The sequence below is a fragment of the Winogradskya humida genome (assembly GCF_016862215.1).
In the GTDB taxonomy this organism is placed as follows: domain Bacteria; phylum Actinomycetota; class Actinomycetes; order Mycobacteriales; family Micromonosporaceae; genus Actinoplanes; species Actinoplanes humidus.
The window spans coordinates 113,177-127,134 of sequence record NZ_BOMN01000040.1 but is presented as its reverse complement, the minus strand read 5'-3'; the positions used below and the strand labels follow the sequence as shown (position 1 = coordinate 127,134).

12 protein-coding genes are annotated in these 13,958 nt (G+C 64.0%); 8 read left to right on the top strand and 4 right to left on the bottom strand.

All coding sequences use genetic code 11. The annotated features are described in order from the left end of the window. Positions 1 to 21 precede the first annotated feature (21 nt). Together Ahu01nite_RS16800 and Ahu01nite_RS16795 are read right to left on the bottom strand one after the other, a co-directional pair. Positions 22 to 705 (bottom strand): hypothetical protein, encoded by a 684-nt coding sequence (locus Ahu01nite_RS16800; RefSeq protein WP_203837457.1) that lies wholly within the window; start codon positions 703 to 705, stop codon positions 22 to 24. Positions 706 to 1,078: 373 nt separating this feature from the next. Next, positions 1,079 to 1,897, bottom strand: a complete 819-nt coding sequence (locus Ahu01nite_RS16795; protein ID WP_203837456.1) for a sugar phosphate nucleotidyltransferase — start codon at positions 1,895 to 1,897, stop codon at positions 1,079 to 1,081. 53 nt (positions 1,898 to 1,950) lie between these two features. Here Ahu01nite_RS16795 and Ahu01nite_RS16790 point away from each other — a divergent pair, with 53 nt between their 5' ends. Continuing rightward, positions 1,951 to 2,379 (top strand): NUDIX domain-containing protein, encoded by a 429-nt coding sequence (locus Ahu01nite_RS16790; RefSeq protein WP_203837561.1) that lies wholly within the window; start codon positions 1,951 to 1,953, stop codon positions 2,377 to 2,379. On the opposite strand, the gene Ahu01nite_RS16785 is transcribed toward Ahu01nite_RS16790, so the two are convergent. Continuing rightward, the gene (locus tag Ahu01nite_RS16785; protein WP_203837455.1) at positions 2,344 to 4,086 is read right to left on the bottom strand and encodes an SUMF1/EgtB/PvdO family nonheme iron enzyme; all 1,743 of its coding nucleotides are present in this window, start codon (positions 4,084 to 4,086) and stop codon (positions 2,344 to 2,346) included. The two genes, Ahu01nite_RS16790 and Ahu01nite_RS16785, sit on opposite strands and share 36 nt — an antisense overlap. A gap of 179 nt (positions 4,087 to 4,265) precedes the next feature. On the opposite strand from Ahu01nite_RS16785, the gene Ahu01nite_RS16780 reads away from it, so the two are divergent. The 5 genes from Ahu01nite_RS16780 (at position 4,266) to Ahu01nite_RS16760 (ending at position 10,090) form a co-directional block, all read left to right on the top strand. After that, entirely contained in the window at positions 4,266 to 5,645 is a 1,380-nt protein-coding gene (locus Ahu01nite_RS16780) for an NsdA family TPR-like regulatory protein (RefSeq protein ID WP_203837454.1), read from the top strand. A 9-nt stretch (positions 5,646 to 5,654) separates the two neighbouring features. Continuing rightward, positions 5,655 to 6,143: an NUDIX domain-containing protein gene (locus Ahu01nite_RS16775; protein WP_203837453.1), complete on the top strand. Its 489-nt coding sequence runs from the start codon at positions 5,655 to 5,657 to the stop codon at positions 6,141 to 6,143. 1,788 nt (positions 6,144 to 7,931) lie between these two features. After that, a complete protein-coding gene (locus Ahu01nite_RS16770; RefSeq protein WP_203837452.1) occupies positions 7,932 to 8,429 on the top strand; it encodes a DUF4231 domain-containing protein in 498 nt (165 codons plus the stop codon). Further along, positions 8,426 to 9,037 (top strand): GTP cyclohydrolase II, encoded by a 612-nt coding sequence (locus Ahu01nite_RS16765; RefSeq protein WP_203837451.1) that lies wholly within the window; start codon positions 8,426 to 8,428, stop codon positions 9,035 to 9,037. The genes Ahu01nite_RS16770 and Ahu01nite_RS16765 overlap by 4 nt, the downstream gene beginning before the upstream one ends. Before the next feature lie 372 nt (positions 9,038 to 9,409). Continuing rightward, positions 9,410 to 10,090, top strand: coding sequence for a helix-turn-helix domain-containing protein (locus Ahu01nite_RS16760; protein ID WP_203837450.1), 681 nt, complete (start codon positions 9,410 to 9,412; stop codon positions 10,088 to 10,090). 342 nt (positions 10,091 to 10,432) lie between these two features. On the opposite strand, the gene Ahu01nite_RS16755 is transcribed toward Ahu01nite_RS16760, so the two are convergent. After that, positions 10,433 to 11,545 carry a PDDEXK-like family protein gene (locus Ahu01nite_RS16755; RefSeq protein ID WP_203837449.1) on the bottom strand — a complete coding sequence of 371 codons (1,113 nt, stop codon included), beginning with the start codon at positions 11,543 to 11,545 and terminating at the stop codon, positions 10,433 to 10,435. Between the two features lie 303 nt (positions 11,546 to 11,848). On the opposite strand from Ahu01nite_RS16755, the gene Ahu01nite_RS16750 reads away from it, so the two are divergent. Then, positions 11,849 to 12,883, top strand: a complete 1,035-nt coding sequence (locus Ahu01nite_RS16750) for a CBASS cGAMP-activated phospholipase (protein ID WP_203837448.1) — start codon at positions 11,849 to 11,851, stop codon at positions 12,881 to 12,883. Then, positions 12,883 to 13,887 (top strand): SMODS domain-containing nucleotidyltransferase, encoded by a 1,005-nt coding sequence (locus tag Ahu01nite_RS16745; RefSeq protein ID WP_239158901.1) that lies wholly within the window; start codon positions 12,883 to 12,885, stop codon positions 13,885 to 13,887. Before Ahu01nite_RS16750 ends, Ahu01nite_RS16745 begins: the two co-directional genes overlap by 1 nt. Positions 13,888 to 13,958 lie beyond the last annotated feature (71 nt).

Genomic DNA, 13,958 nt, shown 5'->3' with positions numbered 1-13,958 from the left:
GATACGGATTCACGCGGGTCCTCACTCGACGAGAGCCTTGGCCACCACCACCGAATGCCCGCCGCCAACCCAGACAAAGCCCGGGCGCAGGACTCGAAGCTCCTGATCCGCACGTGGCTGCCGGCCCGCATCCGGTTCGTGCCGTTCCCTATCGAATTTGACAACCTCCCCGACTCGGCCGATTGACATCAGATGACGTGACTGGGCCTCATCGCGCAGCCAGTCCACAATCGCCTGCCCGGAATACCCTTCGGCGCCCATCACCTCGGCCTTCGCCACGATTTCGGCCAACAGGGAGGCCTTCTCGCGCTCACGTTGTTCCGACCATCCGGCCTGCGCCCGCGATCCGGAGGTCTCGACCTTCGCCAAACTATCCATAACATTGTCCGCGTAGGCCTGCGTCAGCCAGGCCTGACCACGTTTGTTGACTTTCGCCAAAAGCTTCTGAAAAGACTCCTTCGAGGGCTGAGCGGCCGGCGACCACTCGTACCGTGCCGGCTCCGGCTTCGAGATATGCGGATGATCTTTGATCGACTTCCGTAGCCGGTCCCACTCCCTGTTGACCTCCGCGACCGGTACGCCAGCCTCGGCCAAAGACTGCCTGAGGTCGCCGAGGCTAACGGGTTGGTCAGCTTCCCGGATGAGCACCACGAAGGTCGCGCCTGGATCATTACGGAAGTTCTTGACGAGCACTTTCCCGTCCATCGACACCCCATCGCGAGCCGTCACCGAAATACTGCCACGGTGACGATAAACGTCGATCTCTTCCAGGGTGCCGTCCGAGATGCGATAGCTCGTTACTCTTCCCTCCGAACATGGTGCCTTGTACTAGCTGCTCAAAGTCGCTGCTCACGGCGTCGGCTAACTCTCCGAACCAAAGCCTGGCAACCAGGGTGGGACGCGTCTTTGAGCGCAGAGTGCAAATACAGCCCGGTCGGTTGCAGCGCTCGGCGTTCGCCCCTGGTCGCGAGCAGTCACAAAGCTAAAGGCTAAGGACTGGTGGCCATACTGTCTGGCGTAGACGTATGTGCTGCGGCCGACGTCGGTGATCACAAGCCGGGGCCCACTGTTCTGACGTTCACCGAGTGGTGAACGCCTCCGAGCCGCCCAGGTCCGTCACGGTGGAGTGCGTGACGACCAGGCGTACTGGTTCGCGGTCGGCATACCTACGAATCGCCAGCGACAGCTTGGGCTCGGCACCTGTCGTCATCCATGCGCCGCGTAGCTGGTCGACGAACTCGCCGCTCAGTCGGGCGCGGCCTTCCAGCAGCCAAAGGCTTGACGCGCCGTACTCGTTCTCCAGGCCACGGGCCCGGTCGCGCGAGGGCTTCTCCACAAGCCCGGCGACTACTAACTCGCTACCAAGGCGGCGAGATATGACAACGCCGTGGTGGCCGGCCTCGGCCGGGCGGTAGGGCCGTACCAGCACTGCGGTGCGGCCCGTCGGAACGGCGGCGAGGGCGAGGCTGGTGTTGTCGTGCGGGTAGAGGTTGTCTGCAAAGGCGACAAAAAGGTCATCAACGGTGCGGAGGTGGTCGGCGCCGTTGACGACCGACGTGACGTCGGCGTACCAGCCCTGTTGCGGAATGAATCGCAGGTCAACCTGGTCGTGTAGGGGCAGGTCGGTGCGCGGCAGGCCGGCGGCGCGTTGGTAGGCGGCCTGCCCGCCCGAGCCAAGCGTGAGCTTGGCCCAGGCGATGAACGGCTCGTAGAACGGGTGGTAGACGACAACGACCCGGGCGGGGGCGAGTGCGGTCAGTTCGTCGAGCAGGTGCAGGATGCCCGGCCGTCCGGCGACGGGGCGGAACTCCTTGGGGATGTGCCGGGCCCAGGGTGCCACCCGGGTACCGAGGCCGCCGGCGCAGACGACCACCTGGGTGATCGGCCGGGCGGTCATGGCCGCGCCGCCGCGTGGTGATCGTTGGGGATTGTTACGGTTTGCGGGTGCCGATGAATGTGCGCGTCACTGCGATGGTGATTGAGGACGACCAGATCCTGCTGCTGGATCAGGACACCGAAGGCGACCGGACGTGGTCGCTGCCCGGCGGCAAGGTCGAGCCCGATGAGACCATCGAGGAAGCTCTGGTACGCGAGGTGCGGGAGGAGACCGGTCTGGAGATCCAGGTCGGGGATCTCTTGTACGTGTGCGATGTGTTGAAGGCGCACGTCGTTCACCTGTCCTTCAAGTGCAGTCGGGTGGGTGGCACGCTCGGGGCGGTCAAGGCGGGGGCGGACACTCGGCCGATCCGGGCCGTGGAGTTCGTTAAGTTGGCGGATCTGCCGTCGCGGGGGTTCAGCGAGCGGTTCGTGGAGCTTGCCCGGGCCGGTTGGCCCGACGCCGGGTCATACATGGGTCTGAAGAGCAACATCGGTCTGTAGCGCCCGCACGACGTCCAAGTCCAGGTCGGCCAAGGTTCGGCTGCGGTCTGTGAGACTGTCGATCCAGGCGTGCAAAACCATGGCGACCTGCGCGATGGTCCGCTCGGCGAGCGGGGTTGTGACGTCGCGCAGAAGCCTGATGCCGACGCCCCGGGAGGCGCCCAGCAGGTGCCGTGATCGCAACCGGTTGACCTCTTCGGCGGTGGCCGGGGTGTTCCAGGCGGCGCCGTGGATCCAGCGCTCGGCCGGTTGCCCGAATCGTGCGAGTGGTCCGTCGTCGCACCACACCTGCAGGTTGCCGACGGAGTGGTGGATGCCCCGCGGGGCGGGCATTTGGACGACCGGGGCGACATCGCCGATCGTGTAGTCGTGGTTGGACGGCTCGGTGTCGGCCGCGAGTACGCGCAGCTCGCCGTGCGTAGGTAGCCGCGCGGAGTTGACGGCAGCGAATACGGCCGCGCCGAGCCACGTCACCCAGTACACGGGATGATGGTCGAAGCTAGGGCTGACCGTCCAGCTCTCACGTTCGGGTGACCAATGAACCCGCCCACCACGTTCGTGCGGCATCGGCACCAGCAACAGATGGGTCCCGCGCTGGGTGTTCGTCACCCCGGCGGCATGCAGGACATTGAGTAGGCCGCAGAATTCGGCGTTGCTGACCAGCAGGTTCCGCCACGCCAGCCCTCGCAGGTCGGCGTACGCGATTTCCGGTGGTGGCGGGCTCTCGGCGTGGCCGTGCCCGGTGCGGGGTGGCTTGGAAGGTGCCTCGATCTGGTACTGCCCAGCCCCGGTCATCCAGGTCTGCGCCCGGTCGAGGACGCTGGCCGGCACCAGGTCGGAGGCCGCAGCCAGGGTCTCGGCGGTGCACATCTCTACCTCGGCAGCCTCTGTCCGGGTGAGCTGTGCGACGAGGTTGGTCTTCTGGTTGGTGGTGGCGAACAGGTCGTCCCGGGTCAGCCGTGCGGGGCCCGGCGTACGGGAAAGGCGGCTCCGGGGCATTAGACCCGCCAGGGCCTGCCAGGCGGCTGACCGGTCGAGCACGGCTTTCTCGTACCGGATGTGGGTGTGCTCCCGGGCATCGACCGCACGGGAGAGCAGCACCGTGTTGAGCACGATCATCCGGACCAGCCCCGTCAGCTCGTCCGGATCGTCATCGGGCACCAGAGCGCTGAACCCGGCATGCGGTCCGGCACCGGTCATGGTGATCATCTGCCGATACCGGTCGGCGTACCCCCACCGGCGATAGAGGTTCGAGCGGACGAATGAACTCGCGACACCGATGGGGCTTCGAGTGAGCACGACCACCGGGGCATCGGCGAACAGCCGCAGCAGGGACCTGGTGGTGAAGAACAGGTTGGTCTCCTTCACCAGGTGCCGCACTGGCGCATACTTGGCTACCACAGACTCAACCAAGGCGTGCCAGCCCAACCGGCCGAGCAGCGCCCGGGGCACACGGTCGACCTCGATCCCGTACGGGTTGACCGGCGACAGTGGATGCGGCGCACCCAGCTGCTGCCGAAACGGCTCGTTGTGCTGCGGCATCACCGGTCGCAGCGTGTCCGACAGCCAGTTGGAGCCGACTCGCTCGCTGGTGCCCAACGCCAGCAGCGGCGGCAGCACGGTCACGCCCACGGCGCGAGCCCGGATTCTCAGTTGGGTAAGTCGCTGGTCAATCTCGTCCAGTACGCAGGGCAAGGCGTCACTCATACGGACTTCACCTCCGCATCCAGGCTCACGGGCACACGACCGATGACGGAAGGTTCCGGAATGCCGCTGCGGTTGCGCCCGATTGTGGGTCTTGCGCGGAGTTGCGTACGCCAAGACACACGCTGATGTCGCTCTATGATGAGGACCCGTGACAGAAAGTTAAGGTGGTGACCGGGTCTGTGGCGAAGCCAGTGTCGAATCACCACCTGCAGGCGCTTCTCGACCAAGCGGGATACGGGCAGGCGCGCGCGGCATTCACCCGGCAGGTCAACCTGCGCGGCCGAGACCACCATCTGGATCTGCACTACGACGCGGCCTCGGTGTATTGGTGGCTACGGGGCCGGAAACCTGACGACCCGGTACCCCAGGTGATCACCGAGGTGCTGGCGCGGCGTATCGGCCGGGCGGTCACGGTCGACGAGCTCGGCTTCACCGGCGAGGTAGCTTTGGCGGACCTCGGCCTGACGTTCGCCGCTGACCTTGAGGAAGTCCGTACCACCGTGGCTACTCTGTGGCGACAACAGGTGACCCGGCGAGACGCACTCAGCGCAGCGCCGTTCGTCGCATCCGCCACCTCCGAAGCTGGGTGGCGCTGGCACTTCGACCCACGCGATCCCGACGCCTCCCATCGCGGACGCCGCCAGGTCACGCTGGCCGACGTCGACGCGCTGCGCGCCTGTCAGCAGCAGTTCCTCGACCTCGACCGACGTCATGGCGGCGGCCAATTCCGCACGTCGCTGGCCGAATGGCTGCACCGGGAAGTCGAGCCGATGCTGCGCGGCACCTACACCGACAGGGTGGGACGACAGTTGTTCGCCGCGGTCGCCGAGCTGACCGGGCAGGTCGCGTTCATGAGCTACGACATCGGCGATCAAGGGCTGGCCCAGAGACATTTCATCCAAGCCCTACGACTGGCCAAGGCTGCCAACCACGCAGGGTTCGGCGCGCACATCCTGGCCAACATGTCGACCCAGGCCGTCTATCTCCGCCAGCCAACGCACGCAGTGCGGCTTGCCCGAGCCGCCGTCGCCGGCGGAAGCGGCCGCGCCCACGTCTTGGTGATGGCCCGACTGCACACCGCGGAAGCATGCGCCCACGCCATCGCCGGCGACACGCGCAGCTGCATTGCTGCGCTCCGGCTGGCCGAAGAAGCCACCGCGAAGATCGGCAAATCCGACCAACCCGCCTGGGCCGGTTACTTCACCCCGGCGCATTTGGCCGGCACCACGATCCGCTGTCTGCGCGACCTCGGCCGCACCAAGGAAGCGCTCGGCCACACCGAGCAGGCCTTGCATCTGGCAGAAGGCAGCGTGCGTACGCGGGCTCTGCATACCGCGCTGATCGCGAGCGTCTACGCCGCTGGGGCATCTGCCGAGCCGGAGCATGCCGGCAAGCTCGGTCACGACGCGCTCGACCTCGCGGGTCGAGTGCGCTCCCGTCGGGTCACCGACCGGATTACCGACCTGGCCAACCGGCTTTCCCCACATCGCGGCGCTCCCGCCGTCGACGGGTTCCTGGATAGGGCTCACGTCTATGTCTCCACCACCAGCCGTGGATAGAGTCGCTGAATGACGTGGGTTGAGCCAGACAAGTGGTACGCGCAGCTGGCGTCCTTCCACGCCGCCGCCGCCCTGTTCATCACGGACGACACCGGCCGGGTGCTGCTGGTCAAGCCGAATTATCGTGATCACTGGGCCATCCCCGGCGGCTACGTGGACCAACACGAGAACCCTCACGCCGCCGCCGGCCGCGAATTGCGAGAAGAACTCGGCCTTGCCCTGCACGTGGGCGACCTGCTCGTCGTCGACTGGGCCTCGCCAGCCGGGCCTCGCCCCCGGGCATTGGTCAACTTCATTTTCGACGGCGGCCGGTTCACCAGTAACCACAGCATCCGCGTCGATTCCGACGAACTGGAAACCTTCGGATTCCACGACCCCGAGCAGTGTCGGCATCTGCTCCCGCCACGCGTCGCACCACGCATTGAGGCCGCGCTTGCCGCACGAACCAAGAGCACGACGATCTACCTCACTGACGGGGCATCACCGGCTCTCTCCTGACAACGCCAGGCGCTCCGAGTCGTCGGTGGCCTTGGCCGTCGACGCCTCGTCCGAGGAAGTTTGCGACTACACAGAGGCGACTCAGGACACAGCCCGACCAACCTGGGCGGCTCCCGCCGAAAGCCAACCGCGATCGGAGCGGCCCCACACAGACTGGAGAACGCGCGACCTCGGGTCATAGCCGCTCAGGGGTCGTCGCAGGCAACGGCGCTTTAGCAGGTGGAACAGACGTCAAGGTTGTCGATCTTCAGTTCCTCAGCTCATTGAGCTTGATCGTCCGTCAGAGCGGCGACGTATGTGCCCCGGGCCGCCCAAGACGAGGCAGGGTTGCGCCTGCACGACCTACGTCACGGCGCAGCCAGCCTCGCGCACAGCGCCGGCGTCGACATCAAGACGATCCAGGACCAACTTGGGGCACTCGACCATCGCGCACACCGCAGACGTCTACACAAGCGTGCTTCCCGCGATCCAACGCAAAGCCGCCGAAGACACCGTTCAACTCATCCTCGACATAGGTTGCCGAAACCAGAAAGCTCCGATTACCAAACGCACCAGCCGCCGGCCACAAGTCCCCCGAGCCGGCTTGCCCGGACCCGTTCAGCTCGGCCCAGTTCAGATGCCAGCAGACGAACCGCGGCCTCCCGTCTCACGCAGCGTCGCCAGGTCACATCGGAAGACCCGCAACACCTGGTCTCGCTGAAGTGCGTGGGAGGCGCACCGGCGACAGGTCCAGCCCGGATCACTGGCTCGCGGCCTATTGCAGCGTCTCGGTACTACAGTCGCTGGCAGGCTTTCGGGCATCTGACCCAGAATCAGATGCCGCAGAGCCATGACGTGTTCACTCAGGCGAGCGCCAAAAGGCCGTGACCTGCAAGGAGATGGTCAACGCGGCCGTTTCGAACCCCACACCTGCGCCCTAGAGATCACATTTTGCAGGACCATGGTGCTCGGATGGTGCTCGTCTGTCGAAGCCGGTTTTGTGCGGGAGATCGCAGTCGCACACAGCCGCTGAGCTGGGAAAACACCGCAAAAATGTGGGCCGCAACCGTGACCCACATGTGCCCCACATGAAAGCAGGGAATATAGCCTAATGGCTATATTCCCTGCTCAAGTGGTGCGCCCGAAGGGACTCGAACCCCTAACCTTCTGTTACCGACAGTCACGAGACTTTGCTTGTCGTTGGTCGTCAAATGTTGCCATTGAGCTGCCCAAACGCCACAGCGCGCTGATCAACGCTTACCGCCGTTAGTCAACGCTTCGCAGTGGTTTTCGGGGGGTAAACGGGGGCGCCATCCCGGCGTACGGCGGCGCCGTGCCATTTGGACGCAGCGATGTCAGTGTCGGCTGATGCCATGCCGGGCACCTCACTACACGGGCCGCACCGGTCATCGAAGCGATCAACCCGGTTCCACTCCTACGGCAACCCTCAACGACTACGTCGGGTACCAAGCTTGACAACCGTGGGCAGGGCACCCGCCCAGCAACGATGGGCATCCACGGTCGTACAGGCACCTTCGTTCCTGACGAGCTCCCAGCCGTACGCCCCCATCACACGAGGCCACCGCGTTGACCACGGATGCGTCGGCAGGCGTCGGTACGCGGGCCCAGCAGCACGGCTTTCTGCCAGGACGCCTTGATCAGCTGCACGCTCATGCCGATGACAAAGCACGTGGTGCCATTGCCCTATTGGTAGGCACGAAAGTCGACGGTGCAGTCCGAGCGTCAGCCTCGGCGTCACATCCGCCCAAATTGTGCCGCGTAATTGCGCTTACGGACTAGACTCTCGGCGTGACCACCGACCCGCAGAGCGTCCAGAAACCTGCTTTGGCAAGCCAGGACGACGCAGCCTTGGAAGAGTGCGCGGCCGTCAAGAACTCCATAAAAGCCAAAGCTGATAAGTACAAAAAATATTCGCGCGCAGCCGTCATATTCCTGACGACAACCACGGCTGCAATACCAGTCTTCATCGGACTCTCCGGCGACAATTTCGCCTTCGGTAAGTTGGTTCCTTCGATCCTGGCTGCAAGCGCAGCCGTGGTTTCAGCCCTCGTGGAACTCGAAAAGCCGCACGGTCGATGGGCGCTTTACAGGCGCTACCAAAGAGCATTAGAGGGATTAATTGTGAAGTATCGCTTCCGCGTCGACCCGTACGATGGCAGCGATCGAGGTGTCAGATTGGCGGGCTCTGTCGCTCAATTGCAGATTGATCTGCATGATGAATGGACCGGCTTGCAACCTTCGGCGTCGGAGATTTCGTCCACATCGAGCGATCGGGGCGAAAAGTGACTGACCAGGACCGCGTCTTTGAACACGCAGAGTGCGACTTCGAGTCTCACTACGGAAAGGCTAAATTGCACGTTTTTTCTTTCGGTCCACATGAAGAAGACAACATCCTATGCATTTCTGTGGGGAGCCAGCAGGACACTCTCCTGGTTCGAGTCCAAAGCGCATGCTACACAGCGGAGATTTTTCGCGCTACAGATTGCGACTGCCATGAGCAGCTCCACTCAAGTCTCAAGATGGTATATAAGGAGGGAGGGCTGCTTGTCTACATGATCTGCGATGGACGCGGAGCCGGATTGCTGACGAAGATCCGAGGTCTCGCACTAGGGGATAGTGAAGGGCTCGACACCTTCGACGCATACCACAGACTACAAGTCGATCCCGATCCCCGCGATTACACGCGCGTCGTATCGGTGTTGAAGTGGTTTGAACCTAAACGGCTCGCCCTACTGACCAACAATCCTAGAAAGCTTGCTGGAATTGCCGAATTGGGAGTCCCGGTCGAGCATCGTTCTTTGCAGATCGAACCTACCGATGGATCACGTTCCTATCTGAATACCAAAAGACTTAAATTCGGGCATCTTTTGGACAGTGAAATGTTTGACATGTAGGAACATCGTCAACATGTTGCATGCCCATCTGCCGCCGATAACGCGCGGTGGGCACGTCGGCGGAAATACTCGTCCTGACCCGCCGTCCGTCTCGTCTTCGGCGGGAGCATTCGCAAGTCGGCCTACCGCACCGAGGTCGACGCATCGTTCCCGTCTTCCCGACGGATGCGCTCGTACTGGCGATCCGCGGCGTCCATGAAGGCTCTTCCGACTGCATGGAGGACGCCGGGAACGATGCGACGGGTGATGTCACGGAAGATCGGGTTTTCCGGTCGGAGGAGGCCCGGGGCGCTAGAGGAAGACATCGTCATGTCTCGTAGACTGGCACGGTCGCCTATCGTGACGCAAGAGGAGTCCTGTATTCTTCTCTCCATGGTTGATTACGATGGTCCGCTCCAAGTTGCGGCGGGGACGCCGGGCAACCACCGCTTCGGCGAGGTACTCAAGAGCCTGCGTGAGCGCAGCGGCCTTAGCCCTCAGCAGATGGCGGATCAGGCGGGCGTGCACGTTTCGTTCGTCCGGGGGATCGAACGGGGCGCTCAGGCTCCGTCGATGGCGACGGCTCAGCCGCTGCTCGCGTACCTGCGGGAGCAAGACCGGATCCGGTGGCTGGACGGAGGTCCCTGCGACCTGCTGGTCCGCGACCCGGAGACCGGGCGGAATGTCGGCTTCACATTCCAGGCAAAGGTGAAGGGCCAGAACCGGCGAGCCTCCGAGGTCGTAGCCCTCACTGCATCGACCGTCGCGGGAAACCCCGGGCTCCTGGCTCTCGCCGGAGCGGTGGCCGCGGTTCTGGCACGAAAACCGGCCCTCGGGAGTGCCCTGGCGTCGATAGGAATGGAGGCCGTGAGGTCGCGGACCACGTCGACGAATCCCGAAGCCACGGAGTCAACCTCACCCCCGATGGTCGAAGCGGACGACAGTGTCTCGGATCAGTCCGCACCTGCTGACAACGACAGGTGGCGCAGGGTGATGGTGCTGCTCGCCGCGGCAGACGACGACCTGCTGGCGAAAGTGGAAAGACTACTCACTGACCAACTCGCAGATTCCTAGTCCCTTGTCATTCGGTGCCGACGCTTTCGCGAGCGCTCATTTCGTCGTCATGTCGTCGCTACGGCAGAGAGTGCGTGTCGGCCGCCACGTCGCGCGGCCAGGTCAAAACCGCGGCATGCTGTCGCCCGGCAGCGAGGGTTTACTTCTCTGCCGCCGATGATGCGTGCTCCTGCCGACGATCAGTGCGATGGGTCCAGGACGTCACCAGCACGAACCGGCGGGCGGCTGCGAGGCAGCGCCCGCCAGCAGTACCAACGGGGCAAGGCCGGATCATCACGGCTCACCGGGCCTTGGCCGCGGAGCTCCCGGACTGCCGATGAGTTCGATCGGCCTCGTCGGCGCCTACGATCGACGTGCGTGTTCAACCAGGTGATCGAGCACAATCATCATAAGATCGGCCAGATCCGTCCGGTTGATGCGGGTGACCTGGAGTTCGAGTTGGGTTGCAAGGCGCCGTCCGCGATCCTGGCGGAAGACCGGATGGTTCCCTGACGGCGAAGCATCCGATTCGAGCTGGGCCCGCCATTGCGCCAGTGTCGTGGACTCGGCACGACTTCGGAGACCGTCATGGCGCCCGGCCCTGAGCGCGTCGGCCAGGTCGCAACGACCGGACCGGTCCAGCGCGTCCCGAACCGAGGGCAGCACCATCGCCGGCCACAGCCCAACGGCCAGATCGTGCGCCTCGAGCAGTGCCTCCCCCTCGGACCGGTCCGACAAGTACACATCGACACACGGCCGTATGAGCCAGGGCCGGGCCGGCTCACCGCGCCCTTGGCTACGAACGTCCACAGCAATCCACGCTTGGTGCGAACCACGGGGATGCCGTCGCCACGCCATCAGCATCGGGTTGCCGACACTGGTGCGTAAGGCTTCGGCCACGCCGTCGTCCTGATGGGCACGACCCAGCGCGTCACTGACAGCGCGCGCTGTCCGGCGACTGATCAGGTCCGGCACGTACCAGCCGGTGGCCGCGCCGATAACCCCGTCCGCCTCTTCATCCCAGCCACGCAGGACCTTCACGATCTCGTGCGAAAGCCACGCGGCGTTCAGATCACCCGCACCGCTCCAAGCATCGAACAACTCGGCCAGCCCGATTCGCCGCCACGGAGCCCGTAAGATGTCATCGTCGCCGTCGAGCGTGCAGTAGAACAGCAGCGGCACCGGGTCGAACCTTGCCGCCCAGACCTGGTACCGGTCGAGCTGATCACCGTGCTCGCTCGACGCCCCCTTCAACTCCAACACCGCCACAGGCAGGTCGTCTGACACGCGATACACCACGACATCGAGACGCCCAGCCGGCGTCCTACCCTCACGTCGACACCGGTAGACATCAACATCAAGGCCCAGCAGCGTAATCAACGGGTCCGCGTCCCGCTCGAACAGAAAGGCCAGCAGATCGCTGGCACTGTTCTCATGGGCAACCAGACGCCCGAGGGCCGCACTCGATTCCGGCATCTAGCGATTGTCCCCGGAGGCACCCCACCTCCGTCGTTCAGGCGAACGATTTGCCTCCGCGTGCTGCAGTTCCCGCCACTGATCACGCCCTGAGTGGCCGGCGGCGTACGGGACTTGAACCCCTTTCTGTGTGTGCCGCTGCGTGACTGCACGCGGGCTTCGGTCTCGAAGGATTGTCGTACCCGGCGGCTACGCTCAGTTGCGCTCGGCGACATGAACCGCTGTGCGTTGCGCTGGCCAGATCTCCGCTACAAGGAGGGAACGGCCGCCAAGTGACGGTGCATCGAGATTTGGGGAAATTAGGTGACCGGAGACGTCAGCGACTCTGGCCCGCCGGCCATCCAGCCGCCGGGTTCGAAGCGGTTCCAGTTGCTCGCACTCGACGGGGGTGGCGCCAAGGCGCTCTTCACCGCCCATGTTCTTGCCCGACTGGAAGCCGATCTTGGCGTCAAGATCGTCGAGTCGTTCGACCTGATCGCCGGGACGTCCGCGGGCGGAATTATCGCCCTCGGGCTCGGTGCAGGAATGCGACCGGCGGAGATCGTCGATCACTACGCCGACCTGACCGAACGCGTGTTCCCGCGCGCCCGCCAAGCGAGATGGCGCTGGGTGCCGCGTGCCTGGAGCCCGGCGTATTCCGGTGTGGTCCTACGCAAGGTGCTCGGCGAAGTTCTCGGTTCTCGCCTGCTCGGGGGTAGCGCCAAGCGGTTGATCATTCCTTCCTGGGATGTGCAGCGAGGCGAGGTACACATCTTCAAGACGCCGCATCACTCGCGGCTACGCCGCGACGGCCGGATCCCCATGGTCGACGTCGCCATGGCCACAACGGCCGCACCGACGTACTTCCCAGCGGCCAAGGTGGACGGGCAGCGGCTTATCGATGGTGGAGTTTGGGCCAACAATCCATCGGTGGTGGCGATCGGCGAGGCCGTCAGCATGCTCGGCGTTTCGTTGGAGGCGATCCGTGTCCTGAACATCGGGACCATCGATCAGAGGACGAACCACCCTGAGCGCCTCGACACGGGTGGATGGGCGACGTGGGCAACGTCCGCCGCACCATTAATGATCACTGCATCGAGCCGCGGCACGCAGGGGACAGCGACCCACCTGCTAGGACAAGAAAAATTCACGCGCTTCGACGCCAACGTGCCGGGCGACATTTTCACCCTGGATCGCGCCAGTCCGGGCGCACTCGCCGGGTTGGCGGCTGGTCAGAGCCGCGTTCTCGGCCCTATCTACACCGACAAGTTCGCCGACCACATCGCAAGCCCCTACACACCTAGTTTTGGGCCGGGCGACTCAGCCACCACACCGACACCGCCCGGAGGCACATCGTGATGCACGCGGACTACTTCAAGCACTTCCTCGACAACACCGTCAACCTGTCCAAGTTCAAGCTGGAGCTGCTGGACGAGCGGGTGAACACGATCTACGGCGTCCTGAAGGGCGACGACAATCTCGGTCCTCTTATCAAGAAGAAGATCCCGCAGGGTTCGTGGCCCCAGAAGACCATCATCAGCCCGCAGAACGGGAAGGCGTTCGACGCCGACTTCATGCTGCAGATGGTCGAGGACCCCGACTGGGCATTCGACCTGAGGAGATATAGCGACGCAATCTACAACGTTCTCCACAACACGTCGCCCTACAAGGACATGCCGCATGGGCGTAAGTGCCGGTGCGTCTACATCACATACGCGAATAGCATGCACGTCGACATCGTCCCCTTCGTGGTCCGCGCTGACGGGACTCAGTGGATCATCAATCGTGACAAGAACGTGTGGGAGCGCACCGACACGGACGGCTTCACCAACTGGATGAGGACGAAGGACGCTATCGCGGGCAGGAACCTTCGTAAAGTCATCCGCATCATGAAGTTCCTGCGGGACCACAAGAACTCGTTCACCGGGACAAAGTCGATCCTGCTCACGACCCTGTTGGGCGAGCAGGTTGAAGACTGGCGCAAAACAGTCGATGCCGGGTACTACGCGGACCTACCGACTGCGCTGCTGCACATCGTTTCCGACCTCGACACGTGGCTTCAGGCTAGGTCGACCAAGCCAGTAGTCATGGACCCGTCTGGTTCTGGCACCTCGTTCGACCACCGATGGACGCAGGAGACCTACGCGTACTTCCGTGACCGCATTCATGTCCACGCCGCCGAGATCCAGGCCGCTTACTACGAGACCGACCCTGACGAGAGCGTGAAGAAGTGGCAGGGCTTATTCGGTGACGGCTTCGCGGCCCCGACATCCTCCGCATCGAGCGGGAAGTACAGCACCGTCGGAACGGGTGCCGGCACGGCGGGGGCCGCGACAGTCAACCTTTCTGGTCGAGCGGGGTGAGTAGGCGACGCCTCAGCGGCTGGCAGCGTCAGGTCCTGACGGACCTGAATGCCATAGCTGCGGCGTATCCG

Excerpts from the sequence above, each read along its gene's own strand:
- Ahu01nite_RS16800 (WP_203837457.1), bottom strand. The coding sequence starts at position 705 with ATGGACGGGAAAGTGCTCGTCAAGAACTTCCGTAATGATCCAGGCGCG.
- Ahu01nite_RS16795 (WP_203837456.1), bottom strand. The coding sequence starts at position 1,897 with ATGACCGCCCGGCCGATCACCCAGGTGGTCGTCTGCGCCGGCGGCCTC.
- Ahu01nite_RS16790 (WP_203837561.1), top strand. The coding sequence starts at position 1,951 with ATGAATGTGCGCGTCACTGCGATGGTGATTGAGGACGACCAGATCCTG.
- Ahu01nite_RS16785 (WP_203837455.1), bottom strand. The coding sequence starts at position 4,086 with ATGAGTGACGCCTTGCCCTGCGTACTGGACGAGATTGACCAGCGACTT.
- Ahu01nite_RS16775 (WP_203837453.1), top strand. The coding sequence starts at position 5,655 with ATGACGTGGGTTGAGCCAGACAAGTGGTACGCGCAGCTGGCGTCCTTC.
- Ahu01nite_RS16760 (WP_203837450.1), top strand. The coding sequence starts at position 9,410 with ATGGTTGATTACGATGGTCCGCTCCAAGTTGCGGCGGGGACGCCGGGC.
- Ahu01nite_RS16755 (WP_203837449.1), bottom strand. The coding sequence starts at position 11,545 with ATGCCGGAATCGAGTGCGGCCCTCGGGCGTCTGGTTGCCCATGAGAAC.
- Ahu01nite_RS16745 (WP_239158901.1), top strand. The coding sequence starts at position 12,883 with ATGCACGCGGACTACTTCAAGCACTTCCTCGACAACACCGTCAACCTG.